Source organism: Hyalangium sp. (genome assembly GCF_045802625.1).
In the GTDB taxonomy this organism is placed as follows: Bacteria; Myxococcota; Myxococcia; order Myxococcales; family Myxococcaceae; genus Hyalangium.
Genome location: NZ_JBJMQP010000022.1, coordinates 12,415 through 37,549 on the forward strand (window position 1 = coordinate 12,415; position 25,135 = coordinate 37,549).

Annotated in this window: 20 protein-coding genes; 6 read left to right on the plus strand and 14 right to left on the minus strand. The window is 69.1% G+C overall.

The genetic code is table 11. The features are described 5' to 3' along the window. Positions 1-25 precede the first annotated feature (25 nt). Positions 26-586 (minus strand): hypothetical protein, encoded by a 561-nt coding sequence (locus ACJ8AT_RS04015; RefSeq protein WP_407736205.1) that lies wholly within the window; start codon positions 584-586, stop codon positions 26-28. A 227-nt stretch (positions 587-813) separates the two neighbouring features. Between ACJ8AT_RS04015 and ACJ8AT_RS04020 the strand changes: the two genes are divergently transcribed. Together ACJ8AT_RS04020 and ACJ8AT_RS04025 are read left to right on the plus strand one after the other, a co-directional pair. Continuing rightward, entirely contained in the window at positions 814-2,019 is a 1,206-nt protein-coding gene (locus tag ACJ8AT_RS04020) for an SDR family oxidoreductase (protein WP_407736206.1), read from the plus strand. Between the two features lie 27 nt (positions 2,020-2,046). After that, positions 2,047-2,232, plus strand: a complete 186-nt coding sequence (locus ACJ8AT_RS04025) for a hypothetical protein (protein WP_407736207.1) — start codon at positions 2,047-2,049, stop codon at positions 2,230-2,232. Between the two features lie 722 nt (positions 2,233-2,954). On the opposite strand, the gene ACJ8AT_RS04030 is transcribed toward ACJ8AT_RS04025, so the two are convergent. The 3 genes from ACJ8AT_RS04030 to ACJ8AT_RS04040 all read right to left on the minus strand — a co-directional run bounded on the left by ACJ8AT_RS04030 (position 2,955) and on the right by ACJ8AT_RS04040 (position 7,037). Continuing rightward, complete coding sequence (locus ACJ8AT_RS04030; protein ID WP_407736208.1) at positions 2,955-3,443, minus strand: hypothetical protein; 489 nt, start codon at positions 3,441-3,443, stop codon at positions 2,955-2,957. A 125-nt stretch (positions 3,444-3,568) separates the two neighbouring features. After that, entirely contained in the window at positions 3,569-4,915 is a 1,347-nt protein-coding gene (locus ACJ8AT_RS04035; RefSeq protein ID WP_407736209.1) for a DsbA family protein, read from the minus strand. A 190-nt stretch (positions 4,916-5,105) separates the two neighbouring features. Continuing rightward, positions 5,106-7,037, minus strand: coding sequence for a carboxypeptidase regulatory-like domain-containing protein (locus ACJ8AT_RS04040; RefSeq protein ID WP_407736210.1), 1,932 nt, complete (start codon positions 7,035-7,037; stop codon positions 5,106-5,108). 227 nt (positions 7,038-7,264) lie between these two features. Here ACJ8AT_RS04040 and ACJ8AT_RS04045 point away from each other — a divergent pair, with 227 nt between their 5' ends. The 3 genes from ACJ8AT_RS04045 to ACJ8AT_RS04055 all read left to right on the plus strand — a co-directional run bounded on the left by ACJ8AT_RS04045 (position 7,265) and on the right by ACJ8AT_RS04055 (position 12,124). Next, on the plus strand, positions 7,265-8,953 hold the full coding sequence (locus tag ACJ8AT_RS04045; RefSeq protein ID WP_407736211.1) for a hypothetical protein: 1,689 nt from the start codon (positions 7,265-7,267) through the stop codon (positions 8,951-8,953). A 94-nt stretch (positions 8,954-9,047) separates the two neighbouring features. Continuing rightward, entirely contained in the window at positions 9,048-10,655 is a 1,608-nt protein-coding gene (locus tag ACJ8AT_RS04050; protein ID WP_407736212.1) for a hypothetical protein, read from the plus strand. A 41-nt stretch (positions 10,656-10,696) separates the two neighbouring features. Further along, positions 10,697-12,124 (plus strand): BamA/TamA family outer membrane protein, encoded by a 1,428-nt coding sequence (locus tag ACJ8AT_RS04055; RefSeq protein WP_407736213.1) that lies wholly within the window; start codon positions 10,697-10,699, stop codon positions 12,122-12,124. Positions 12,125-12,142: 18 nt separating this feature from the next. Here the strand turns inward: ACJ8AT_RS04055 and epsZ are convergent, their stop codons facing one another. Beyond that, the gene (epsZ, locus tag ACJ8AT_RS04060; protein ID WP_407736214.1) at positions 12,143-13,648 is read right to left on the minus strand and encodes an exopolysaccharide biosynthesis polyisoprenyl-phosphate hexose-1-phosphate transferase EpsZ; all 1,506 of its coding nucleotides are present in this window, start codon (positions 13,646-13,648) and stop codon (positions 12,143-12,145) included. 157 nt (positions 13,649-13,805) lie between these two features. Here epsZ and ACJ8AT_RS04065 point away from each other — a divergent pair, with 157 nt between their 5' ends. Further along, positions 13,806-14,225 (plus strand): hypothetical protein, encoded by a 420-nt coding sequence (locus tag ACJ8AT_RS04065; protein WP_407736215.1) that lies wholly within the window; start codon positions 13,806-13,808, stop codon positions 14,223-14,225. 281 nt (positions 14,226-14,506) lie between these two features. Here ACJ8AT_RS04065 and ACJ8AT_RS04070 read toward each other — a convergent pair whose 3' ends face one another. The 9 genes from ACJ8AT_RS04070 to ACJ8AT_RS04110 all read right to left on the minus strand — a co-directional run bounded on the left by ACJ8AT_RS04070 (position 14,507) and on the right by ACJ8AT_RS04110 (position 25,097). Then, entirely contained in the window at positions 14,507-16,576 is a 2,070-nt protein-coding gene (locus ACJ8AT_RS04070; RefSeq protein ID WP_407736216.1) for an FUSC family protein, read from the minus strand. Positions 16,577-16,745: 169 nt separating this feature from the next. Beyond that, positions 16,746-17,738, minus strand: a complete 993-nt coding sequence (locus tag ACJ8AT_RS04075) for an MBL fold metallo-hydrolase (protein WP_407736217.1) — start codon at positions 17,736-17,738, stop codon at positions 16,746-16,748. Between the two features lie 50 nt (positions 17,739-17,788). Beyond that, complete coding sequence (locus tag ACJ8AT_RS04080; RefSeq protein WP_407736218.1) at positions 17,789-18,433, minus strand: hypothetical protein; 645 nt, start codon at positions 18,431-18,433, stop codon at positions 17,789-17,791. Beyond that, positions 18,430-19,659, minus strand: a complete 1,230-nt coding sequence (locus ACJ8AT_RS04085) for an ABC transporter permease (RefSeq protein WP_407736219.1) — start codon at positions 19,657-19,659, stop codon at positions 18,430-18,432. Before ACJ8AT_RS04085 ends, ACJ8AT_RS04080 begins: the two co-directional genes overlap by 4 nt. Positions 19,660-19,671: 12 nt before the next feature. Beyond that, on the minus strand, positions 19,672-20,901 hold the full coding sequence (locus ACJ8AT_RS04090; protein ID WP_407736220.1) for an ABC transporter permease: 1,230 nt from the start codon (positions 20,899-20,901) through the stop codon (positions 19,672-19,674). Further along, positions 20,898-21,665 carry an ABC transporter ATP-binding protein gene (locus ACJ8AT_RS04095; RefSeq protein ID WP_407736221.1) on the minus strand — a complete coding sequence of 256 codons (768 nt, stop codon included), beginning with the start codon at positions 21,663-21,665 and terminating at the stop codon, positions 20,898-20,900. Before ACJ8AT_RS04095 ends, ACJ8AT_RS04090 begins: the two co-directional genes overlap by 4 nt. Beyond that, positions 21,662-22,930: an efflux RND transporter periplasmic adaptor subunit gene (locus tag ACJ8AT_RS04100; RefSeq protein WP_407736222.1), complete on the minus strand. Its 1,269-nt coding sequence runs from the start codon at positions 22,928-22,930 to the stop codon at positions 21,662-21,664. Before ACJ8AT_RS04100 ends, ACJ8AT_RS04095 begins: the two co-directional genes overlap by 4 nt. After that, complete coding sequence (locus ACJ8AT_RS04105; RefSeq protein ID WP_407736223.1) at positions 22,927-24,372, minus strand: TolC family protein; 1,446 nt, start codon at positions 24,370-24,372, stop codon at positions 22,927-22,929. Before ACJ8AT_RS04105 ends, ACJ8AT_RS04100 begins: the two co-directional genes overlap by 4 nt. Further along, positions 24,369-25,097, minus strand: a complete 729-nt coding sequence (locus tag ACJ8AT_RS04110) for a YIP1 family protein (protein ID WP_407736224.1) — start codon at positions 25,095-25,097, stop codon at positions 24,369-24,371. Before ACJ8AT_RS04110 ends, ACJ8AT_RS04105 begins: the two co-directional genes overlap by 4 nt. Positions 25,098-25,135 lie beyond the last annotated feature (38 nt).

The following is a 25,135-nucleotide window of genomic DNA, read 5'->3' on the forward strand; positions in this document are numbered from 1 at the left end:
CCGCCCGGCAGGGCAGCGCGAACGGCTAGAAGTAGCCGCCGACGATCGTGCTCACCTGGAGCGTGGCGACGGTGCCGTCCCCGAGCTGGGTGATGAGGCCAGGGCCACCGCCCACGAAGAAGTGGGGCGCCAGGTGCACGAGGAAGGGCGCGGTGAGGGAGATCTCCAGGAAGGTGCGGTCCCCGAGGAACTCATTCCTGTGCTCCACGGCGAGGCCCAGCCGCGGCCACACCGACACCGTCTGGTTCATCGGGATGTTGTAGCCGGCCCGCACGCCCAGGCCGACCGTCAGCGGGTCATCGCCGGACTGGAAGGCGGTGGCCAGGGTGACGAAGCCCCCCAGCGAGAGGTTCTCCTTGAGGAAGTAGTCCGCCGCGGGGGTGAGGTTGATGAAGAAGGCGTCATCCGGGCCGTTGACGCTCCGGTAGCCGATGCTCCCCGTCAGATCATCGGAGATGACGAGCTGCCCGGCCGAGCCAAAGCTCCCCCCGCTCACGTGCTTCTCGACATCCTGGGCGCGCGCCTCCACCGAGAGCACGAGCCCAGCCACGAGGGCCAGGACCTGCCACTGCATGTTCCGCTTCATCACAGACACTCCCTTTCCGGTCATCTGTCCGAGGTCTCTCCCCGGAACGCGGGGTGCGTTCTAGCCAAACGCCCCGCCCCGTCGAGGGGATTTTCAGCCGGAGTGTCCAGCGGACATGAAAGCCGTATGGCGCTCGGAATGGTCTACGCGGCCGGCGTGTTCCGCGCCCGCGCTGCCGTCCGCGTATGAACTCGGGTCTGCCCAGACCCACCTACCCCGAGCCCCTGATGAGCACTTCCCGCAGGCACTTCCTGCAGTACTCGCTGACCGCGGCCTCGCTGTTGGCGCTGAGCCCCGAGGCCCTGGCTGGCTCCGACAAGAAACCCGCGGCCTCCGCGAGGAAGAAGCTGAAGCTCCTCATCCTCGGAGGCACCGGGTTCCTGGGGCCGGCCTTCGTCACCGCGGCGCAGGCCCGAGGCCACTCGGTGACGCTGTTCAACCGCGGGAAGACGCGGCCGCAGCTGTTCCCGGACGTGGAGAAGCTGCACGGAGACAGGGATCCCAAGAAGGGCGAGGGCCTCAAGGCGCTCGAGGGCCGCACGTGGGACGCGGTGCTCGACAACTCGGGCTACTACCCGCGCATGGTGCAGGCCTCGGCGGAGCTGCTGGCGCCCAACGTCCAGCACTACGTCTACATCTCCAGCATCTCCGCCTACGCGAACAACGACGTGCCCAACGAGGACGAGAGCGGTCCCACCGCCACCATGGCCGATCCCACCGTGGAGACGATGGGCAAGAACTTCGAGAACTATGGCGCGCTGAAGCGGCTGTGCGAGGAGGCCGCGGAGAAGGCCATGCCGGGCCGCGTGGCCAGCATCCGCCCCGGCTACATCGTCGGCCCGGACGATCCCACGGATCGGTTCACGTACTGGCCGGTGCGCTTCGATCAAGGCGGCGAGATGCTCGCGCCGGGCAGCGCGGAGGATCCGCTCCAGTTCATCGACGTAAGGGATCTGGCCCAGTGGCTGGTGCTCGTGATGGAGAACAAGCTCGCGGGCAGCTACAACGCCACGGGGCCGGAGAAGCCGTGGACCATGGGGGGACTGTTCGCCGCGTGCAAGGAGGCGACGGGCAAGGACACGAAGCTCACCTGGGTGCCCTCGGAGTTCCTGGTGAAGAATGGAGAGGATGGGGAGAACGGTGACATCCCCATCTGGGCGCCGCCCATCGGGAAGACGAAGGGGTTCCACGTGCGCTCGGTCAGCAAGGCCGTGAAGGCCGGGCTCAAGTTCCGTCCGGGCAATGTCACGGTGAAGGACACGCTCGCGTACTTCCAGGGCCTGCCCGAGGAGCGCCGCAAGAAGCTGAAAGCGGGGCTGTCGCCGGAGCGGGAGAAGGAGCTGCTCGGGCTCTGGGCCAAGGCCCAGCAGGCCCCGGCGAGTCCACCCGCCGCTCCTGGCAAACCCGCGGCACCCGAGAAGAAAAGCCAGTAGGGTCAACGGTCTTCGCAGGAGGGGTTCATGCGCTGGCGCCACGCGGGAGCGGGTATGCTGCTCCTCATGGGGATGACGGGTTGTCCCTCTGAGTTCGGCAAGGACGGCCGAGTCGGCAAGGCCGCCCATAAGGACTCGCTCGAAATCTCCCGCCACCACTGCGACAAGCAGGAATACGCTGAGTTCTGCGGGGGTGCCAAGAAGTACACCTAGGAGTGTCACGACCGGTGCGGCGAGTAAATTTGCGGGGAATTCTGGCTGTCCTCGCGGGCGTGCTGCTGCCACTGCCACTCATCGCGCTACTGGGCCATGCGCTGCAGCCACATCCACCCAAGGTTCGCCCGGGGAGCAGACAGATCATCCCGGTTCTCGACGATCAGACCCGCTCGCGGCTGAGTACGTATCACCATGACTGCGGACTGAATTCGGAGTGTGAACCTCCAACCGCTGGACTGCTGTGCGGCGGCGGCTCGCAGCACTGGTGTGGGCGCCCGTGTCACCCAGGTGATGCAGCAAGCTGTGCTACCGGCTTTTTCTGCGCGGACACCGCTCCGGAACCCGCGTGCTTGCCCACGTGCGAGGCGCAGGGGTGTCCGGAAGGCCAGCACTGCATTCGCTTTGATGAGGGCGCCTCGGTGTGCGCGAAGGTCTACGGGCCCCATTGCCAGCAAGCCCCCTGTTCCCAAGATCGCAAATGCCGCGTGGAGGTTGAGCCGACGCTTCCAGGCAAGGTGTGGATGGAGTGCGTCGAGCGATGCGGCGAAGGCTTTCCTCCCTGCTCAGCAGGGAAAGCCTGCGATGGGTGGCAATGCAAACCTGCCTGCACCCCACAACCCCCTGATCCGTGTGGAGATGGCTACCACTGCGTCCAGCGCAGGCCGGACAGACCCTTTGTTTGCATGCCGGAGTCGTGGCAACTGCCGTGACTGCGATGCTCAGGCGGCTGGTGAAGGGCGCTTGCGCGGGAGGCGAGGCAGCGCGGGCTTGGCGGGGGGCTCCTCGGGGCGCACTGGCTCGGCCTCCACCACCACCGCCGCATCCGGAGGCACCGGCGGCCCCAGCGCCACCAGGAGATGCCGGTACGCATCCTCCAGCCGCCGGTGCAGCGCGGTGAAGGTTTGCTGCACGGTGCTGGGCATGTCCTCGGTGTAGGTGAAGTACCAGCGCATCTCGTCCAGCCGCTCGTAGAAGCCGTGCACCACCGCCTGCTCCGGCTCCGGCAGGTGCACCAGGTCGTGGAACGTGGCGCTGTTGAACCGCGTGGCGATGGTGGTGAGCATCGGCTCGCGGCTGCGCAGGCGCGAGAACAACACGAACATCTCGTCCCGGCGTGCCTCCAGCCGCCGCATGATCAGCGCGGCATCCAGGGCAATGAGGTTGCGCACACGCGCGGGCGTCTCATCCAGCTTCTTGCGGCGGGCCATGCCCCTCGAAGCCTACTACGAAACCCGGGAGCCGATCGCTCGGCCCCGGGCCGCTACCGCGCTCCTGCCGGGCGGAGAGGGAAAGGGCCGCGCCCTCTCACCTCCCCTGCTCCCGGCGGGAGGGCCTACTCACCCTGCGTGGAGGCCACGCCGGACTTCTTCAGCTCCTCGTCGATCACCTTGCGGAAGACCTCGATGGGCTTGGCGCCCACGATCTGCCGGCCGTTGACGAAGAAGGTCGGCGTGCCGCTGGCGCCCAGCTGCGTGCCCTGCGCCGAGTCCTTGGAGATGTAGTCCTCGAACTTGTTCGAGTCGAGCGCCGCCTTGAACTTGTCCATGTTCAGGCCCAGCTCCTGCGCGTACTTCTCCAGCGAGGGCCGATCCAACGCCGTCTGGTTGGAGAAGAGCTTGTCGTGCATCTCCCAGAACTTGCCCTGCTCGTTGGCCGCCATGGAGGCCACCGCCGCCAGCTTCGCGTTCGGGTGGCGCGGCAGCGGCTGGTGCTTGAAGGCGATGCGCAGCTTGCCCTTGTACTCCTCCTCGAGCTGATTGACCGTCGTCGCCGCACGCGAGCAGAACGGGCACTCGAAGTCCGAGAAGGCCACCAGCGTCACGGGAGCGTCCGCCGCGCCCTTCACCGGCGCCGTGCCCAGCTCCACCTTCTGCACCGGCGGCTCGGGCGGCGCCGGCGGCGCGCTCACCCCGTGCGTCAGCACCGCGGCGTAGATGTCCGTGGGCTTCATCCCCTCGTTCACCATCATCTGCGCCTTGCCCAGCTCCTCCTCGATCGCGGCCCGGAAGATCTCGATGGGCTGCGCCCCCGAGAAGAACCGGCCATTCACGAAGAAGGACGGCGTGCCGCCCGCGCCCAGCTGCTTCGCCAGCGCGTCATCCCGGTCCACGATGGCGGCGGTCTTCGGATCGGCCATGTCCTTCTTCCAGCGCTTGATGTCCAGGCCCACCTCCTTGGCGAACGTCTCCAGGCTGGCGTCATCCAGCGTCTTCTGATTGGCGAAGAGCTTGTCGTGGTACTCCCAATACTTGCCCTGCAGCTGGGCCGCCGCGGCCGCCAGCGCCGCGGGACGGGCGCGCGGGTGGAACGGCAGCGGGTGGTGCTTGACGACCAGGCGCAGCTTGTCGCCGTAGTCCTCCTGGACCTGCTTGACGGTGGCGCTGGCACGGCCGCAGAACGGGCACTGGAAGTCGGTGAACTCCACCATCGTCACCAGCGCGTCCTCCCGGCCCTTCGAGGGCGAGTCCTCCAGGGGGACCTTGAAGACGGTGGGCGAGAGGATGGGCCGCTGCGCGGGCTGAGCCGGAGCCGCGGGCGCCTGAGCCGGCGCAGGGGCCGCGGCGACCTGCGCGGTCGCGGCCTTCGAGTCCGTCGGGCCCGAGTTCGTGGTCCAGATCATCCGCCCCACGCCCACTCCCAACACCAGGCCCAGAACGAGGCCCAACACACCTGTCTTCATCTCTTCACTCCGTCGAATATCGATTGAAAGGCTAGAAAGGCTCGGGCGCACCGAGACCGCGAGCGCCCGCAACTCTACGCGAGAGTGAGCCGAGCCGCTCCGGAGTTTCAGGTTTCCCTTGAGCGGAGCCCGATCAGGCGAGCGAGGGCTTCTCAGGTAGGAGTCTCCCCTTCACCCGCTCACTGAAGCCTCAGACGCCGATCTTCTTCCGAGGAACCGAGATGTCCCTCACCGAGGACTGGCCGCTCTTGCGCACGCCGATCAGCACCTGGGTTCCCTCGGGGCCACGGATGCGCTGCACGGCTCCGACGAAGCCCAGCTCCGTCACGGGCGTGCCCTCGATGCGGACGAGCTCGTCTCCGGGGACGAGCCCGGCGGCCTGGGCGCCTCCGCCGGGGACCACCTCGCCCACGATCAGCGCGTCGCCTCGGGCCTTCAGGACGGCGCCAATACCCACGAACTCCACCTTGGGACCCGCGTCGGGTTCCGTGGCAGTCAGCTCGATCACCACGGGGACCCCGGGCCGGATCGCCGAGAGGAGCCGGCCGTTGTACCCCGGAGCGGAGGCCGTCAGCGTCACCCCCGTGCCTGGAATGCCTTCCAGCGAGAAAGTCCCGTCGGCCCCGCTCACCGCGTCGAACAGGGGTGCGAGCGCGTCGGTAGCCATCAAGCCCTCCACGGCCACACGCGCTCCGGCGATCGGCACCCGCGTCCCGGCGGAGAGGACCGTGCCCTCGAGCCGGGCTCCCCGCGTGAGCGTCACGTCGGCGCGGACCTCCTGGGCTCCCTCGGTCACTTCGACATCCCGCTCCGTGGGGACGAAGCCCGCGGCGCTCACCTGGACCACGTAGCGGCCCGGCGTCAGTCCTCGGAACTCGAAGTGGCCCTCGGCGTCGATGAACCGCGCCTGCGCGAAGGAGAGCCGCTCGAGCGGGCCGTACCGCGTCATGACGTCCACGACGAAGGCCGGCACGGCAGTTCCCGCCTGCTCCATCACGAGCCCCGCCAGCGTCACGCCTCCGGAGAGCCGCAGCGTCACTCCGCTCGCGGGCACGCGCACGTCGAAGGCCCGGCCCGGCGCAAAGCCCACCGCGCTCGCCGAGACGTCATACAAGCCCGGCTCGAGTCCCTCGACCACGAAGCTCCCATCGGCCTCGGCGACGGCCTGGTAGCCGTCTCGCGTGCCGTACTCCTGGGGATAGGCGCTGGCGGCGGACATCACGGAGACGAGCGCTCCCGCGGCTCCGGTCCCATCGGGCGCCAGGACACGGCCTTCGACACGGGCCTCCGTGCGAGCGCTCTCCGCGGCCTCCGCGGGCATGCGGAGCTCGACGCGGTGGCTCGCGAGGTTCTCGTCGTAGATCCGCGCGCGCGCCACGCCATGCGCCGGGTGACGGGCCTCCACCTGGGCGCCCTCGGGCGCGGTGAAGCGGAACTCGCCGTGCTCGTCCGTGGTGAAGCGATCCTTCACGGGGAACAGCACGGTCTCGCCCGCGCGGGAGGTGAGCATGCGCACCGTCGCGCCGGGGATGGGCGCTCCCGAGGCGCTCAGGACCAGCCCGACAAGCTCCTGCGTCGGCGTCAGCGCGATGACGACCTCGCGTACCAGCAGGCCTTGCACGGCGGACAGCGCGATCGGGCTCCGTCCCCACTCGGGCCCGAAGGGCAGGAAGCCATCGGCGCGAATAGCGGCCACCTGGTACATGCCCGGCGCCGAGGGCCGGAACTCGAAGCGTCCCTCCGCGTCCGTCACCAGGGAAGCCGCCCCACGGGCACCGGCGAGCGTCACCTCAGCGCCGCGGATCCCCTCCCCCGTCGTCGCGGAGACGATGCGTCCCAAGAACGCTCCCGCGGATGCGGACGCGCTGCGCTCGAGCGTGACGCGCGGGAGCTGCCGCACGGGCTCGGTGGGCGCTGGGGAGGCGGCGTAAGGCATGCCCATCGCCACGACGGGGGCTTGAGGGCTGGAATCGGAATCCGAATCAGCATCGGAGGCGGTGGCGGTCCGAGAGGCCCCGCTCTTGCCGCTGGGCTCATGGGCTCGAAGCAGGAACAGCCCGAGCACTCCTCCGACGAGGACGAGCGCTCCCACCCCGAGCATCATGCGACGGCGTCCAAGCATGGCCTGACTGTATTCCGGGTCCAAGCCCGAAGGAACACTCTTCAGGTCGGCAGCGGCCCATCCTCCCTGTGAAGTAGGCCACCCACCGGGAGGACCTGGGGCGGCGCGGTGCCCAGGTGTGGAGCACGAGTTGACGTGTATCGCAAAGAGCGCTCGGTCCGCTCTATGCTCCGCAAAGTCGGGGCCAGGGGGAACCAGCACCACTGAGTGAACTGCATGAGGAGCCCATGGCTGTCGAAAACGGAGTGAGCCCGCGATCTGGCGGGTCCAGCACAGCGGAGCCACCGGAGCAGGCCGCCAAGGCCCTGGTCGACGGAAGCATCTCGCTGATGGATCAGGGGAAGTTCGAGGAGCTCCTGGTCCTCATTGATGAGGTGCTCCAGCGTTTTGGCGAAGCCTCCGAGCTGGCCGTGCGAGTGCAGGTGGCCCGGGCCTTCATCGGCAAAGCCATCGCCCTGGGGCAGCTGGAGCGCTTCGAGGAGTCCCTGGCCGTCTGCAACGAGGCAGTCCAGCGCTTCGACGGCACCAGCCACGCGAAGCTGCGAGAGGTCGTCGCGAAGGTGCTCGTCCACAAGACGCATGCCCTGATGGGACTGAAGCGTCCCGAGGCGGCCCTGGCCGTCAGCGAGGAGCTGCTCCGGCGCCATGACGGCTCCGAGGAGCAGGAGCTGCGGGTGGCGGTGGCCGGAGCGCTCCTCAACAAGGCCGAAGCCCTGGGAGAGCTGAACCGCCTCGAAGAGGCCCTGCGCCTCTATGACGACGTGTTCCAGCGGTTTGGCACCGCGGGAGATCCCGTGCTGCGCCACACCGCGGCCCTGGCGCTCCTGAGCAAGTCGATCTTCCTGAGGCTGTCGAACCGCCACCGGGACGCGCTGGCCACCTATGACATGCTGCTCCAGCGGTTCAGCGACGCGCAGGAGCCGCAGCTGCGTGACCTGGTCGCCACGGCGCAGCAGAGCAAGGCGCGGACCCTGGACTCGCTCAAGCGCGCCGAAGAGGAGCTGGCGCTCCGGGATGACGTGGTCCGGCGGCACGGAGACTCGAGTGAGCCAGCGCTGCGGGAGAAGGTGGCCAAGGCGCTGATGGAGAAGTCAGAGATCCTCCGGTGGCACCACCGCTCCGAGGAGATGGTGTCCACCTTCGACGAGCTGTTGCGCCGCTTCGATGGGGCGAGCGAGCCCATGCTGCGTGAAGCGGTGGCCGAGGCGTTCCTCTACAAGGGCGTCGTGCTGGGGAACCTGAAGCGCACCTCGGAGGCCGTGTCCGTCTATGACGCGATGATCCCGCGCTATGGCGGCCCGAGCGAGCCCTTGGCGGTGCGGGTCCGGGTGGCCAAGGCGCTGACGTACAAGGCCGTGTTCCTGGGGAGACTGGATCGGCGCGAAGAGGAGGTCGCGGCCTTCGACGAGCTGGACCGCCGCTATGGCGGAGAGAGCGAGCCGGAGGTGCGTGAGCAGGTGGCTCGGGGGCTGGCCTGCAAGGCCGAGATCCTCTGGAAGATGAACCGCCTGGAAGAGGCGCTGGCGGCCTACGACGAGCTGGCGCACCGGTTCAGCGCGGCGACGGAGCCCCCCGTGCGAGCGCATGTCGCCGAGGCCCTCAGTGACGCGGGCGCGGTGTTGATCTTCGAGGCGAAGCGGCTCTGGGCGCAGAAGCGCGATCAGGCGCTGGCGTTCCTGGAGCGGGCGAGCACGAAGGTCTCGGCCTCACTGGAGCGCGGACCGCGGGGGTCCGGCGCCCTGTGGAACGCGGGGTACATCGCCTTCCTCCGAGGCCAGCGCGATCAAGCACGCTCGCTGCTGGCGGAGTCCCTGCGCATCGGCGGAGAGCGGCAGCGCTCCAAGGCTCTCCAGGACGGCGCCCTCTCCCCCATCCCCGAGGACGAGGAGTTCCGGGCCCTGGTGCTCGCGCTGTAACGCGGGGGCCAGCGTCACCCGACGGATTTCCAACCCGATCGCATCAGGGCAGGTGGCAGGCGATGATGCCGGGAAACCGCTCCGGAGTGATGTCATGGCCTCCCGCCTCTCCCCTCGTGCCCTCGCGCTCCTCGCCGCCATGCAGGATCGGCGTGGGATGCTCGATCGCCTCCGCGGAGCGAAAGGTCCCCACCGCGAGGCGCTGCTGCTGGAGCTGGGCAATACCGGCGAGCCCTCCGTCATCCCCGAGCTGGTGCGCTCCCTGCTGCCGGTGGCCGTGGGTTCGGAGCTGCGCGCCCTGGCGCTCGCGCTTCACCATCTGACCAGCTCGCTGGGCTCTGAAGAGGCCCGAGCCGTGGAGGAAGCCCTGCGCTGGCCCGGCTGGTCCGCGGTGGAGTACCAGAGCCACACACCGCGGGACATGACTCGCTACACGGGACTGCCTCCCGTCGTGTTCGCCCTGCTCTCCTGCCACCCAGACGGATACGTGCGCGAGGCGGCACTGCGGGGACTGCATGGACGGGATGCGGGACCGGCGTGGCCCTTCCTCCTGCTGCGCATCAATGACTGGGTCCGGCCCGTACGAGAGGCGGCGCTCGCCACGGCGGAGGAGGCCCTGCCGCGGCTCGCTCCCGAGTGGCTGGTGCGTCACCTCCCCTTGTTGCTGCGCCTGCGTACAGGCGGGCGCGCGAACCACGAAACATTCGTGGAGCATGTCCTGGAGAGGCTGCGCGCTCCGGAAGGCCGCGGAGCCCTGCACGAGCACCTGGATACGCTGAAGGGCCCGGCGTGGCGCATGACCTATCAGCTCCTCGCGGAGGGTGATCCGCAGAACGCGCCGGCCCTGCTGGAGCGAGCACTCGAAGGCTCGGACACGGCGATGCAGTGCTGGGCCGCCCACCACGTGGCGGACGTCTTCCACGGCGAGGCGCTGCGCGAGCTGCTCGCGCGCATGGAGCACAGCCGGCTGATGCCCGTGCGCCGCGAGGCCTACGTGCTCTATGTCCAGCGCATCCCGGAGCTGGCCGGCCCCAAGCTCCGCGAAGCGCTGCTGGATCGGCACCCTGCCATCCGCGAGTACGCGCAGCGGCGCCTCTCGGGAGCGGACCTCGCGGGCTTCTATCGCGAGTCTCTCCAGGAAGGCCCCCGGCTGCACGCGGCGCTCGCGGGACTCGGGGAGACGGGCCGGGCACCGGACGCCACCTCCGTGGAGCCCTTCCTGCACCACTCGAAGGTGCGCGTGCGCCGCGAGGCGGTCCGTGCCTACTCGAAGCTTGCCGGAAACACCGCGGAGGAGCGGATGCGCGAGTGCTTCGTGGACCCGGCCCCCAGCGTCTCACGGGCCGCGGCGGCAGAGCTGAGACGGCAGCCCGGCTGGGTGAGCGCGCCGTGGCTGCGGAGATGGTTCGCTCCCGAGACACCGCCGCACCTCTCTCTGGGCGCGCTGCAGCTCTCGGACGTGCTGTCCAAGTGGGACGCGCCGCTCGTGCCGCTCGCGGCCATGGGAGCCGCCAATCCCGCGCTGGCCGAGCGAGCGCTCCGACAGCTCAAGGACTGGCTCGCTCGCTTCAACCAGGACTTCACCCAGCCCACCCGGCCCCAGCTTCAGGCGCTGAAGGCGCTGGTGGACACCACACCGGGGCTGGAGTCAGCGCTGCAGCGAGAGTTCGCTCACCTCCTGCAAGCCTTCGGGCCTCTGTAGGATCGGCGATTCATGGGAGAGGGGTGCGCGTGCGACGAGGGATGAGCAGACGCATGGTGGAGTGGAGCATCGCGCTGGTGCTGGGGCTCCAAGCGCCGCGGGCCGTTGCTCAACAGGAGGCACCTTCCCCGGCCCCGGACGAAGAAGCGCCCCCGCCTACGCCCGAGCCAGGGCCCACGGTCCTGGGCGTGGTGGACGACCTCGTCGTGGTCGGCACGGAGAAGACGCTGCCCGAGACGGTGCAGGCGTACGCGAGATTGGATCCGGGCGACACCCTCACCTCCGAGGAGCTCCCCCGGGTGGAGCGGCGGCTCGTCGCCACGGGGCTCTTCCAGAGCGTGAAGGTGAGCACGCAGCCCACGGGCGAAGGCCACGTGCGGGTGGTGCTCGCGGTGGAGGACAAGGCCTCGTGGGTGGTGGCGCCCACCTTCTCCGTGTCCAACTCGAACATTGGCGGCGGAGTGCTGTACGCGGAGAGCAACCTCTGGGGCCGCAGCAAGAAGTTCGCGGCGGCGCTGCAGGTGAGCACGGCCGAGAGTGGCCTGTTCGTGGGCTTCCTGGATCCGAACCTGTTCGGCTTCCCTCAGGTGCGGCTGACCTTCGAGGGGCAGGCCCGCAGCGATCGGGTAGAGGAGTACCGGCCGGACGCCAGCCAGCCCGTGCCCGAGGTGGTGCGCCGCACGCGGCTCAACTCGGCCTCCGCCGCGAGCGAGCTGTCGGTGATGATCGCCGAGCGCGTGCGGGTGGGAGCGAAGTACCGGGTGATGCTCATCGACGCCCAGCCTCCGAGCCAGGACACTCCGGTGACGGCTCCTGCCTTCGAGCCCGGCCCCGTCCAGCGCGATGCCTCGCTGCGGCTGGTGGTGGGCGTCGACACGCGGCAGAACCTCCAGGCCATCATGGAGGGGCTGAACATCGAGGGCTCGCTGGAGCTGTCGAACCCGGGCGTATGGAGCGACTTCCGCTACAAGCGCTTCGGCCTGCTGTACCGGCACGGCATCCGCTTCTTCGAGGAGCACAACCTGGTCCTGCGCGGCGAAGCGGTGGCGGGAACGGAGCTGCCTTTCCACCAGGAGCTGGTGGCGGGCGCCAGCTCGCTGCGAGGCTTCCTGTACCGGCAGTTTCGCGGCGACACCCGGCTGTCCTTCACGGCCGAGTACCACTTCCCCCTCTTCACCATCCGCTCGCTGTCCTTCCGAGGCGTGGGGTTCTCGGACACGGGGATGCTGATGTGGCGAAGCCTCCCGGCGGACCTGCAGCTGCGGGACGTGAAGGGGCGGGTGGTGCGCGGCTACCTCCCGGATGCCAAGAGCGGGCTGGACGGCGCCACGGTGGCGCAAGGCGTGGGCGTGGGCCTGCGCCTGTTCCTGCGCAGCGTCGTGCTCCCGCTGGTGGGCGTGGACGTGGCCTACGGCGTCAACTCGGGCGAGATCCGCTTCTACGTGGTGGCGGGCGTCAGCCCCTCGTGAGCCGCTCGGGGCTCACGGTTAGCTGGCGCCGCTGCCGGTGATGACGACGGGCACCGTCTTGAGGATGAGCCCCAGGTCGGTCAGCAGGGTCCAGTTGTCGATGTACTGCATGTCCAGGTACATCCACTCCTCGAACGAGATCTGGTTGCGGCCGGAGACCTGCCAGATGCACGTGAGGCCCGGACGCACCGACAGCCGGCGGCGCTGCCAGGCGGCGTACTTCTCCACCTCCTTGGGCAGCGGCGGGCGCGGGCCCACCACGCTCATCTCGCCGCGCAGCACGTTGAGCAGCTGCGGCAGCTCGTCGATGGAGTACTTGCGGATGAACCGCCCGATGGAGGTGATGCGCGGGTCGTTCTTGATCTTGAACACCGGGCCGGTCTGCTCGTTCATCGCCTCCAGCTTGAGGCGGAGCTCCTCGGCGTTGACCACCATGGAGCGGAACTTGAGCATGTTGAACGTCTTGCCATGCAGCCCCACGCGCTTCTGCTTGAAGAAGATGGGGCCCCGCGAGGTGAGCTTGATCAGGATCGCCACCACCACCAGCAGCGGCGAGAGCACCGCCAGCGCCGCGCCCGACGCGATGATGTCGAACAGGCGCTTGATGGCCATCTGGTGAGGCTGCGGCGCGTGCGTCACGAAGTGCAGGTAGCCATCCGCCACCGCGTGGGAGTCCTCGGCGCGGGCCCGATCCATGCGGAACGGGTGCGCGGGAATCGCGAACGGGATGCCAAAGCGCTCGCACAGCTTGATGGCCGCCTGCATCTCCTGGCCGTGCTTCTGCACGTTCCCCGAGATGTAGACGATGTCCACCGGCACCTGGCACAGCACCTCCTCCAGCCGATCCGTCTTGCCCAGCACCGGCCCCGGAACGGCGGACAGCAGCTGCTCGCTGTTGAAGGCCAGGTAGCCGATGACGTGCCGGCGCCCCCGGGTGATCAGATCCTCGCCCGTGAGCCGGCCCATGGCGCCCACGCCCAGGATGAGCGCCTCGTCGAGCGGCTCCTCGCGCACCGCCAGCCGGCGGAACACCAGCTGGCGCAACCCCAGCACGCTCAGCCACAGCAACAGCGGGAAGAAGCTCAGCGCCACCACCGGCATACCGCCGGCAATCAGCATGCGCTCCAGGTAGAGCATCCCCGTGACGGACACCACGGTGATGGACACCAGCGCCAGATCATCCAGCGGCGCCCGGTCCGAGAAGCGCGGATCGTACAGGCACAACGTGGTGCCCAGCAGCACCCAGCCCAGCCCCGCCATGCCCAGCAGCAGCCACATATCCGGGTTGGTGAGCTGGATCGAATGCCCCATCAACACCGTGGAGCCCAGCAGTGCCCCCATCACCAACATCAGATCCACCAGCAGGTTCAGCTTCGCGGCGAAGCCCGGCGCCAGGCGCCCGAGTGTCGACCTCGGCGCGGGAGGCGGCAGGGACAGCCCTCGGGTCTCCGAGCCAGAACTGGCCGGCGACGCGGCCTCGGCCATGGACTTGGAGAGCTGCGCTGCGAGATGAGGGGACTGCATAACGACCTCCCGATGCTCGACAAATCACTCAGGGGCTCGATCCAGCTCGCCCCCAACACGACGGACTATACCGGGTTTCTAGCTTTTTCCTTCAAAAAAACTGGAATTTGATGGTGTAACCACCCATCGTCCATGGGTCATCAAATACCCAGTCCTCTTGCTGGGAGCGTTCTCGGTCAGGAGGTTGCGCGCCAAGGCCCGCGACGACGAGGAGCGCCGGGGGATCCAACGCTATGGGATCATCTCCGGCGCCATCGCGAGCACCTCGGTGATTGGCATGTGCGTCGGCACGGTCTACGAGCTGCCGTATCAGTTCTTCATCGGGCTCTGGGCGGGCTATGTCGTCCTCTATGACTGGCTCGTGCTGATCTACCTGCCTCGCGTCACCGCCCGGAGGCTCGCCCTGGAGCGAGCAGAAGACTCCTCCTCGGTGGCCCGCCAGCGCCGCGAGCGCCTGGCCTCGCTGGTGATGCCTTACTGCGCCAACCGGCTGTTGATGTTCTCCCGGCTGTCGACCGCCTGCTGGGCCTTCTCGCGGTCCTGCTTGATCTGCCGCTGCGTGCGGCAGATCCGCTGAGGGATGTGGCTGCCCGTCATGGGGACCTCTTCACAGACGAGGGTCTGATCCGGATCCTTCTTCGCCACCGCCGCCTTGTCCTGCTGCTGGCTCCCCTGAGCGGTTGCCGCTGGCGCCTGTTGCGGCGGCGCAGCGGTGGCGCATCCCAGAGTCAGTCCCAACATCGCCACTGCGCCAAGTCTCGTCCTCTTCACGTGGGAGTCCCCTGTCACCTGCCGTCAGCAGCGTGAGCTGTTCAGGCCACAGGATAGCGTCAAGGCGGCTCGGAGTCGGCCCCCGCCTCAGGTGGCCCTCCGCCGCATGCGGAACCCGCCGAGCCCCTCGTAGACCTCCAGGAGCGCGTCATCGATGCGCTCCAGCCAGTGAAGCACTCGCGAAGGGCTGGGCGAGGCTCCTTTCGTCTCGGAGGCCAGCACCTGGCGCGCGGACTGGATCGCGCCATTGACCGGCCAGGGCTTCTCGGTGTCTTGCCTCACCATGGAGGACGCCACGTCACGGGCATTCTTCGCGAGTTGGAGCTCCAGGGAGCGAACATGTTCCTCACTGGCGGGGTGCCGCACACAGTCAGACGCCAGTTGCCTCACGAAGAAGGCGAGCGCCGAGAAGGCATGGACGAGCCGCAGCGCATTGCGATCCGCCAGGAACTTGCGCGCCGTGAGGGGACGCGCCGCCTCCAGGACCTCTCGCAGCTTCGCGTCGATGTCCCTCACCCGCTCCACGGCCACGGGGCCCGGAAGCACCGAGGCGGCAGCGAGGAATGACGCGACGCTGTGAAGCGCCTCGACGGCGGCCCGCTGGACCCGGAAGCCCGTGCGCGAGGGAAGAAGCACGATCGCCACCACCGCGCCAATGCCAGCGCCGATCAGGGTCTCCTCCACGCGCAGGAAGAGCAGGCCCGGCGAGTAGCGCCCGAGCAGGCTGTAGAGCACCGACAGGAGCGCGGTGAACCAGAAGACCATCCACGCATAGGAGATCCGGATCAAATAGAAGCCGAGGAAGACGCAGACGAAGATGAGCGAGAACTCAAGATCGCGGTGGCCGCTCACCACGGTCGCCAGGAGGACCCCCGCCACCACACCGATCAAGGTGCCGAGGATGCGATGCCACGCGCGCAGCAGGATGTCGCCCTGCGTCGAGGCCCGGTTGAAGATCACGAACGCGGCAATCACCGCCCAGTACCAACGAGCGCTCGAGACGCGATGGCCCGCGAAGAGAGCGAGCCCACACGCCACCGTGGCTTGAATTGCCTGACGGGTGGAGGGATGGAGCCTCGATGGCTCGGGCTCCAAGGTGGAGGGCCCCGGCCCGGGCGCCGAAGCGTCTTCCGGTGCGCTCGACGGGCTGGTGCTCGGCTGGGGAGGCCGGGAGAACAGCTCACGGAGTTGCTCCAGCGAGGCCTCGACGGCCGCTCCCGCACTGATACTCCCCTCGATCCGCTTCCCGGAGTGTGCCTTACCAGCCTCCCGGAGCTCTCGCCGAAGCGCGGCCAGACGTCTCGCCAGAGCCTGCTCCTCCGAAGCGGGCGGCCGGGCCTCCAGGAACCGGCCAAGCTCGAACGCGAGCCGCTCCGCGGTGAGCTCCAGGTCGAGCAGGTACTCGCGCACGTCCATCGGCCGGAGCCCGTGGGCGAGGATCGCCAGGTCCGCACGCCCGAGGTGTTGCTCCACTGCCAAGGCAGCCTCGTTCACCCGCCAGATCGCGCGCCGGAACAGCCCCCTCCTGCGGCGCTCGTTCGACATCTCGAGCGCATCGGAGAAGTCCGCCAGCAGCAGGGGGATGGACCGCCGGAAGGCCGTGAACGTGCGGCGGAGCGACGCCGTGGGCCGATCCGGCACCAGCCAGATCCGGACCCCGTACGAGACGAGGGCAGCCACGACGACACTGGTGATGACCCAGGGGAGCTGCGCCACAGGAGCGTGGAAGAAGAGCGAGAGGAAGAGCGTCATGAAGGCGATCATCCCCAGCGCCAGCCCGCGAGGGCCGAAGCGCCGAGCCGCCACCGCCAGGAAGATCACCAGGAGGAACACCAGCGCGCTGATCCACAGGCTCGCCGCGGACAAGGTGCCCAGCACCACGGCGGCCACGGCGACGGGCAGCGCGCCGAGCAGGGTGATCCGCTGCTGACGGGGGAGCGGATCCTGCACGTTGATCGGCACCGTCATCCCCGTCATCACGCCCGTCAACGCCAGCATCAGCGGCTGGTGGAAGAGCTTCCCCAGCACGAAGATGGCCACCAGGCTGAGGGCAATTCCCAGCGTCGCGCGCAGCCCCATCTTCAGGCGCGCGAGATCCGGGTCCGACACCACGAGCCGGTCCCACCAGTACGAAGGCTGTAAGGCATACGCTCGCATCCGCTCCGCTCCCGCGTCGGCGAGCTCGGCTGCCTGACCTCTCCCGCTCGCTCATCCTGGACAATCTGAGGACGCATCCCGAGCAGTGCGCGGCTCTCTCGCAGGCTGGGCGGCGGCGCGGCGGCCCGGACGCCTGACTCGCCGCCTGCCCCCCGGGCCGCCTCTCGCCTCAGCGGGCGATATCGACCGGATCCAGCCCCTTGCCCAGCTCGAACGAGGCGCCCACGGCCCCGACGACACAGGTGCGCCGTTGCAGCCCCGCCAGCTCGCGCAGGCGGAACACCGCCTCGATACCCGTGCAGTGGGCCCCCAGGAGGTGGCCGAGCTTCAGCTCTCGCAGCCTGCGCCCCGTCCACGCAAGCGTCTGCTCGTCCGCGTTGAACAAGTGAAGCCCACCGATGACCGCGTGGATGGGAGCAGCCCGTACCTGCTGCCGGGCGAACTCCAGGATGTTGATGATGCCCGCGTGCCCGCAGCCCGTCACCACCACCAGCCCCTGCTCCGTGTCGATGACGAGCGACTGATCCTCGGGGATCGTGTCCTCGACGAGCCCCTGGGGACTCTGCACCTGCCCCTTGCCGCTCCAGTTATGCTCCGGGTTGGCACGGGGAACCGGGCCCGTGAGCCACACCCCCGGCGCCAGCTCCACCGGCCCGGCGTGCTCGATGAACGTCCCCCCCATGGCCTCGTATGGGGCGCGGAAGGCCAGCAGCGGATTGCCCTCGCCCGTCTTCCGGGGACGGCTCCAGAAGATGCCCGGGGCGACGTGGGCTCGGGAGAGCGCGGCCGGATTCTGCTTGGAGAGCTCTCGCCGCAGCGTGACGAGCCCTCCCGTGTGATCGTCATGGTTGTGGCTGAGGATCACATCGGTGACACCGGACAGATCGACGCCCAGCGCCTTGGCGTTCTGGAGCACGGTGTTCGGGAAGTACCCCGTATCGAAGAGGATCTTCCGCCCGTCCGCCTCGATGAGCGCGGAGAACCCCCACTCGCCCAGCACCTTGTCCTCCGCGAGCATCGTGGAGAGCACCGTCACCTTCAGGTTCTTCACGCGGGCGCGAGGAGCCTTGGTGTCGGGAGCGGCCGAGGGGGACTCGGCACGCGCGAAGGGCACGAGCAGCAGGGTCACCGCGGCGCACAAGAGCAGGCGGAGCGTCTTCATGCCTTCAGGATGCGCCAGAGTGAGGCCGTCAGCCAATGGCCCCAGCGCCTCTACGGCGGACAGGGCCGCATCTCGAGCTGCCACTCGCCTTGGACGCAGACGCCGGCCAAGCCGCAACAGGACGCGCCACAAGCCACCCCGTTGGGCTCACAAGGGCCGCCTTGCTGAAACCCTCCCAGCTCACACGCCGCCGGGCCTGGCGCCTCGCAGCGGTACGTCGGAGGCGCCGGAGGCGGCAGCGCACGCGCCACCCCACTGCACTCGTACTGGATGCGCTCGGAGCGATAGGCACAGGCCACCCCCTCCGGATAGATGCAGACGATCCCGGACCTCGCGGACGCTCCCGCAGGCACGTCTCCGGCCTTGCGGGGACAGGCGCCCTCGAACTGCGGCGAACAGCTCCCCCGGGCTCGCACGTACCACTGCCCCAGGTAGCACTCCGAGATGGTGCCGCACTCCGGGTGCTCGGCGTAGGTGCAGCGCTGCCCGTGTTGCGTGCACGAGCTCAGCTCCGCGGGAGGCTCGGAAGGACACGCGGGCGCGGGCGCGGGCGCGGAGGAAGCAGCCTCAGTGCCCGCGTCCTCATGATCAGACACGGAAGCGCTGGCACGCGACTCCGGAGCAGGGGCCGGCTTGGGGGACGCGCACCCGCAGAGCACGGCCATCACGACAGCAACCCGCTTCCAGGAGCTCATTCCGAGCGCATCGCCTCCACGGGATCCAGCTTCGCCGCCCGCGCAGCGGGGTAGATCCCGAAGAGGAGGCCCACGCCCGAGCTCATGCCCAGCGACAGCGCCACCGCCCAGGGAGGCACCTCCGTGGGGAAGCCCAGCATCCACCGCCCCAGGAAGGCCAGCCCGAAGCCCAGCCCCACCCCGATGGCCCCGCCCACTAGCGCCAGCATCACCGCCTCGGTGGCGAACTGCCCCAGGATGCGCCGCTTGCGCGCCCCGAGCGCCTTGCGGATGCCGATCTCCTTCGTCCGCTCCGTCACCGACACCAGCATGATGTTGAGGATGCCGATGCCGCCCACCACCAGTGACAGCAGGCACACGCCGAAGCCCGCGATCGTGATCACCTGCGAGAGCTGGTTGAAGGAGTCCGTCATCGACTCGTTGGTGACGACCTCGAAGTTGTCCTCCTCCTGAGGCCCCACTCCGCGCCGGCGCCGCAGCAGGTTGGACACCTCGTCCTGCGCCTTGCTCACCAGCTCCGGATCCCGCGCCTGGATGTTGAGATCCAGCGAGCGCTTCTTGCCGTAGAGCAGCATGAAGGTCGGCAGCGGCGTGATGACCAGGTTGTCCATGCTCATCATCCCCAGGAAGCTGCCGCGCCGCTGCAGCACCCCGATGATGGTGAAGGGCCGGCCCTTGATGCGGATCTCATGGTTGATGGGATCCACACCGGGAAACAGCGCCTCGGACACGTCCACGCCCACCACGGCCACGTTGCGCCCGTCCACCACCTCCGTCTCCGTGAAGAAGCGCCCGAACGCCACGGTGATGCCGCTCGTCTCCGGGTACTCGGCCGTCGCGCCGGTGATGCGCACCGAGGGCCGCGTCTCCGTGCTGGAGGTGGCCACCTTCTGGCCGCCCTCGTCATCCGCCGGGCCCACCGCCCTCACGGACGGACAGGACTCCACGATGGCGCGTGCGTCATCCACCGTCAGGTCCGGCCGCTTGGCGTACTTCTGCCAGTTGAAGCGCCCGAACCCCGAGGGCCACTTGGTGGCCTGGAAGGTGTTGGCGCCCAGCTGGGACAAGTCCCGGTTCACCTTGATGCGCAGGCCCTCGATGAGGGCCATCATCGTGATGACCGTGGTGACGCCGATGACGATGCCCAGCAGCGTCAGCAGCGAGCGCAGCGGGTTGCCCAGGAACGTGCCGAAGGCCAGCCGAAGGTTGTCGAGAAAGGCTCGCATGGGTCCGCCCGCTCACTCGTAGCGGAGCGCCTCCACAGGGTCCAGGTTCGCCGCACGCGCCGCCGGCCAGATGCCGAACAGCAGCCCCACCACGGCCGCGAAGCCCACGCCGCCCACCACGGTGAGCACCTGCACGTCCGCCGCCAGCGGAGTAATGAGCGACACCACCTTGGCCAGCCCCAGCCCCACCACCGTGCCCAGCGTCCCGCCCACCGCGGACACGGCCGAGGCCTCCATGAGGAACTGGAGCACGATGGTCTGCTTGCGCGCGCCCAGCGCCCGGCGGATGCCGATCTCCCGCGTCCGCTCGCGCACGGACACGAGCATGATGTTCATGATGCCGATGCCGCCCACCAGCATGGTGATCAGGCCCACGCCCACCGCCACGCCGTACAGCGCGCCAGTGAGCTGCTGGTAGGTGTTGGCCAGCATCTCCGGGCGGTTGATGGAGAAGTCGTCCGGCTCGCCGGCGGGCGTGCCGCGCACGCGCCGGAGGATGCCCGTGAGCTGATCCTCCGCCTGCTGCACCTCCTCCGCGCTGTGCACCGCGATGGAGATGCTGAACGGGCGCTGCTTGCCGAACGCCCCGTAGAAGGTCTTGAAGGGGATCAGCACGACGAGATCCTGGTTGTTGTCCAGGATCTTCCCCTTACGAGACAGCGTGCCCACCACCTGGAAGGGCTGGCCTTCGATGCGAATGGTCTGCCCGATCGGGCTGATGTTGGGGAAGAGCCCCGCCGCCACGTCCGAGCCGATGACGGCCACCGGCCGCGTCGTCTCGTCATCCGCCTCGGTGATGAAGCGCCCCTGCGTCACCTCGTAGCCCGAGATGACCAGGTACTCGCCCATCACCCCGTTGACGCCCACGTTGGCGAGCTGCTCCGCGCCGTGGGACACGTCCGCCGCGCGGCCCACGATGGGCGAGATGGCGGTGACATAGGTGGACTGGGAGCGGATCTGCTCCACCTGGGGCAGGGTGAAGTTCTTGCGGTTGCGGAAGGTCCACCAGTCCCCGCGGATCGCCCAGGGGAACTTGGAGACATAGAGGGTGTTGGCGCCGATGGTCGCCAGCTGCTTGTCGAACGAGGCGTTGAGCCCCTGGACGATGCCGATGATCGCCAGCAGCGTGGCGACGCCGATGCCAATGCCCACCGTGGTGAGCACCGTGCGCATCCGGTTGGCCTTCAGCGAGAAGAGCGCGATGCGCGCCCCCTCCATGACATCGACTCGGAAGACGCTCATGCGCCCCCCGCCGCCTGCGCCAGGGGCAGCCCGCGATCGGCGAGCGCCACCTCGCGCCCAGGCCCGTCCGCCACCACCTCCCCGTCGCTCAGGCGCACCGCTCGCGGGCAGCGCGCCGCCAGCTTGGGCTCGTGCGTCACCAGCACCAGCGTGTGCCCGGCCTTGTGCAGCTCCTCGAAGAGCCGGACGATCTCCTCGCCCGTGGTCGAGTCCAGGTTGCCGGTGGGCTCGTCCGCCAGGAGCATGGAGGGCTCGGCCACCAGCGCCCGGGCAATGGCCACGCGCTGGCGCTGGCCGCCGGACAGCTCGTTGGGCTTGTGGTGCATGCGGTGGCCCAGCCCCACCTTCTCCAGCGCCGCCCTCGCCTTCTCCCGGCGCTCGCGGGCCCCCACGCCGCGGTACACCAGCGGCAGCTCCACGTTGGACTGCGCCGTCTCGCGCGGCAGCAGCTGGAAGGTCTGGAAGATGAAGCCGATCTCCTTGTTGCGGATGAACGCCAGCTCGTCATCGCTCATGCGCGAGACGTCCTTCCCGTTGAGGAAGTAGCGGCCGGAGGAAGGCGTATCCAGGCACCCCAGCAGGTTCATCAACGTCGTCTTCCCCGAGCCGGACTGGCCGATGATGGCCACCCACTCGCCCCGGGCGATGCCGAAGGAGACACCGCGCAGCGCTCGCACCTCCTCGCCGCCCACGCTGAAGACGCGGGTGATGTCCAGCAGCTGGATGAGCCGGCCATCCGGACCGGCACCGTTCTCGGCCGTCACGACTTGCGCCCACCCTTCATGCCACCGGGGCCGCCCTGCTGGGGCTCGCGCACCGCGTCGCCGTGGTTCAGATCCTTGGAGAGCGTGCGGTAGGGGCCCTCGATGATGCGGTCCCCGTCCTGCAGCCCCTCGAGGATCTCCAGCTCCGTGTCCGAGGCGATGCCCGTGCGCACCCGGCGGATCTGCGCCTTGTTGTCCGCGTCCACCACGAAGACGACCTTGGCCAGCGACTCCGTCTTGCGCTTGGCCGTGAGCCCCCCGCCCTCCACCGGCGGCTTGTAGTCCGGCAGGATCTTCTCCGAGCGCACCGTCACCGCCTGGATGGGGACCAGCACCGCCTCGTTGTGCGTCTCCGCGGAGATGCGCACCTCGGCGCTCATGCCCGGCATCACCCCCGGCGGCCGCGAGTCCAGCGCCACGGTGACGGGGAACGTCGTCACCTCCGCCTCCGTGCCCGGGTTCTTGATCAGGGCCTTCTGGGCGATCTCCACCACCGAGCCCTGGAAGGAGTCGCCCTCCAGCGCATCCACCGAGACCTCGGCGGGCTGGCCGGGCTTGAGGTGCACCACCTCGTGCTCGCCCACCTCGATCTTCACCTCCATGGCGCTGAGCGCGGCGATCGTCATCACCACGTCCTCGGAGAAGTCCGAGCCGCGCACGCGCTCGCCCACCTCGCGCGACAGCTCGATCACGTTGCCGTCGATGGGCGAGGTGAGCGTCGTCTTCGCCAGATCCGTGGACGCCGCGTCATAGGCGGCCGCGGCCTGCTCGAAGCGCTGCTGCGCCGCCGCGACCCGCGCGTCCGCCGTGTCCTTGTTGGCCTTGGCCTGCTCCAGCTCGGCGGTGGAGGCCAGCCCCTTGTTCACCAGCCCCTCGACACGCACGTACTCGGCGGCGGCGCGCTGGGCCTCTACCGCAGACACCTGCACATCCGCCTTGGAGGCGTTCTGCGAGGCGCGCGCCTGGTTCACCGAGGCCTCGTAGCGCCGGCGATCGATCTTCCCCAGCACCTGACCCTTCGTCACCCGATCGCCCTCCTTCACCCCCAGCGCCACCAGATCACCGGAGAGGTTGGAGGAGATCTTCACCGTGGTGGCCGCCTGCACCTTGCCGGCCCCGGTGATCGTCCGGGTGATGGTGCCCTTGTGGGCCTTGGAGATCTGCACCTCGACCGTGGGCGGAGGACGCTCCTTCAGCCCACCCGCCGTAATGGCCGCAGCCCCCAGGAACAGGACTCCCGCGATGACAGCCTTCCACCACTTCATTTCGACTCCCCCGTGCTCAGGATTCCCATGGCCCGCATCAGCGCGAAGCGGGCAATCTCCACATCGACTCGGTTCCCCAGCAGGGTCAGCTCCGCCTGGGTGAGCTTGAGCTGCGCGTCGCGCACCTCCAGCGTCGAGCCCGCGCCCGCCTTGAAGCGCTCCTCTGCGAGCGCCAGGCTCTGGGCAGCGGCCTCCCGGTTCTCCGCCGAGAGCCGCGCCGCCTCGATCCGCGTCGTCAGCGCCTCGACGGCGGAGCGCACCGTGGCATCCAGCTCCCGCTGGGCCTGCTCCAGGTTCAGCTGCGCGGTGCGCACCGAGGCCTGCGCCCGAGCCACCTGGGCCTGGGTGGCCAAGCCACTGAAGATGTCCCACTGCAGAGAGACGGAGCCAGACACCGTGTTCTGCAAGCGAGGCTCGGTGAAGACGGGGCCCGGGCTGGGGCCTCCGCGCGAGTACGAGCCCTGCCCCACCAGCCGCGGGAAGTAGGCCGCGGTGGCGACGTCCTTGGCCAGCTCCGCGACACGCACCTGCTTCTGGAGGGCGACGATGAGCGGACGCCGCTGGCGGGCCTCGGCGAGCGCGGCCTCCAGGGCGGGGGCCGGAGCGGGGGCCGTGGTGAGCAGGCCGGGATCCTGGGCCGCCAGGGGATCTGTGCCGGGCCGAGCCAGCCACACCGCGAGCTGCGTCTGGTTGCCCACGAGCGACGCGCGGCTCTGCACGAGGTTGATACGATCGTTGCCCAGGTTCACCAGCGCGGACAGCTCCTCGCCCCGGCCAACGCGGCCCGCCTGGAAGAGCGCCCGGGCGCGCTCGAGCTGCTCCTGGCTGCGCTGCACCGTGGCCTCCAGCACCTGGATGGTGGCCTGCGAGCGATAGAGGCTGAAGAAGCGGTTGATGGCCTCCAGCTCAGCGGCGTCCGCCTGCTCTTGCGCCTGGCCGCGCGAGGCTTCCACGGCCACCCCGCTCTGCTCGAGCTGCGACCAGCGCGCCTGATCATAGAGAACCTGCGAGAGGCTCAGGGAGATGTCGTAGTTGCCACGAGTGGTGGCGGGCACCTCCACCGACTCCTGCACGAAGCCACCCGTGGTGGGGTCCGGCACGGTGGTGAAGACGCGCTGCCGGCCGATGAGGGCCCCGCCCGCGATCGTGGAGAAGCTCACCTGAGGCAGCAGCGGCGCGCGAGACAGGCGCACGTCCACCTGCGCGCGCTCCAGATCCAGCAGGGCCAGCAGGGCCTGGGTGTTGTTCCGTCCCTCGGCGCGGGCCTCAGCCAGGGTGATGGGGATGGTGCCCGCGGCGGGCGCGGCCTGGGTACCCGGCATGGCGCTGGTGCTGGACGGAGCCTGAGCGGGCTGCGTAGCCACGGGAGGCTGCGGGGCCACGGGAGGCTGCGAGGCCTGGGGAGCGGCGGTCAGCAGCGCCGCGATCATCAGGGCGTTCATCGCCCACCTCGCATGCCGGGACCGCCATGCCCACCGCCCATGGCTGGCAGCCCGATGGCGAAGATGCCCACATACATGGCATAGAGCACCACGGCCAGCAGCAGGGCCCGGCTCCGGCGCATCCCGGTGGCCGAGGAGAAGCCCAGCCCGAGCAGCCCCACGCTCCACAGCTTGAAGAAGTCCAGCGCGCCCATCACCTTCTGGAGCTTGGGAGACCACTCGCCGAGCGCCGCCAGGCTGGAGGGCACCAGCGTCTCCACCCGCGCCTCGGTCATCGAAAACTGCGCGGCGGCACAGCCCGCGAAGATGAAGTGGTAGAGGGCGATGGGCAGCATCGCGATGGCCGCCACCGTCATCATCCGCCCAAAGGCCGCGGGCGTGCCGAACAGCCACGCGGCGAACCACAGCACCGCCGCCAGCACCAGCACCATCAGCGGCATGAGGAACACGCCCTTGGCGATGCCTCCCACCAGCGCCTTGCGCGAGGTGGTCTGGATCTCGTCGGCGAGCTCGCTCTCCGAGTACCGGCTGATGTCACCGCTCGTCTCCAGCTTCTGGATCGTGGCCGGCGCCGCATCCCAGCGCAGGGCAAAGGCGGTGCCCGACAGCGACACGGACAGGCAGAGCAAGAGCAGAGGCCACACCCAGCGGCGGGCCTCAATGGCGGCCCCCATCCCGTCGAGCGGGTCGACGAGGACGCGGGCAGGTTGAGCAAGTGAGGTCATAAGATCGAAAGGTCCCGGCACTTTACGCTGATTGGCGC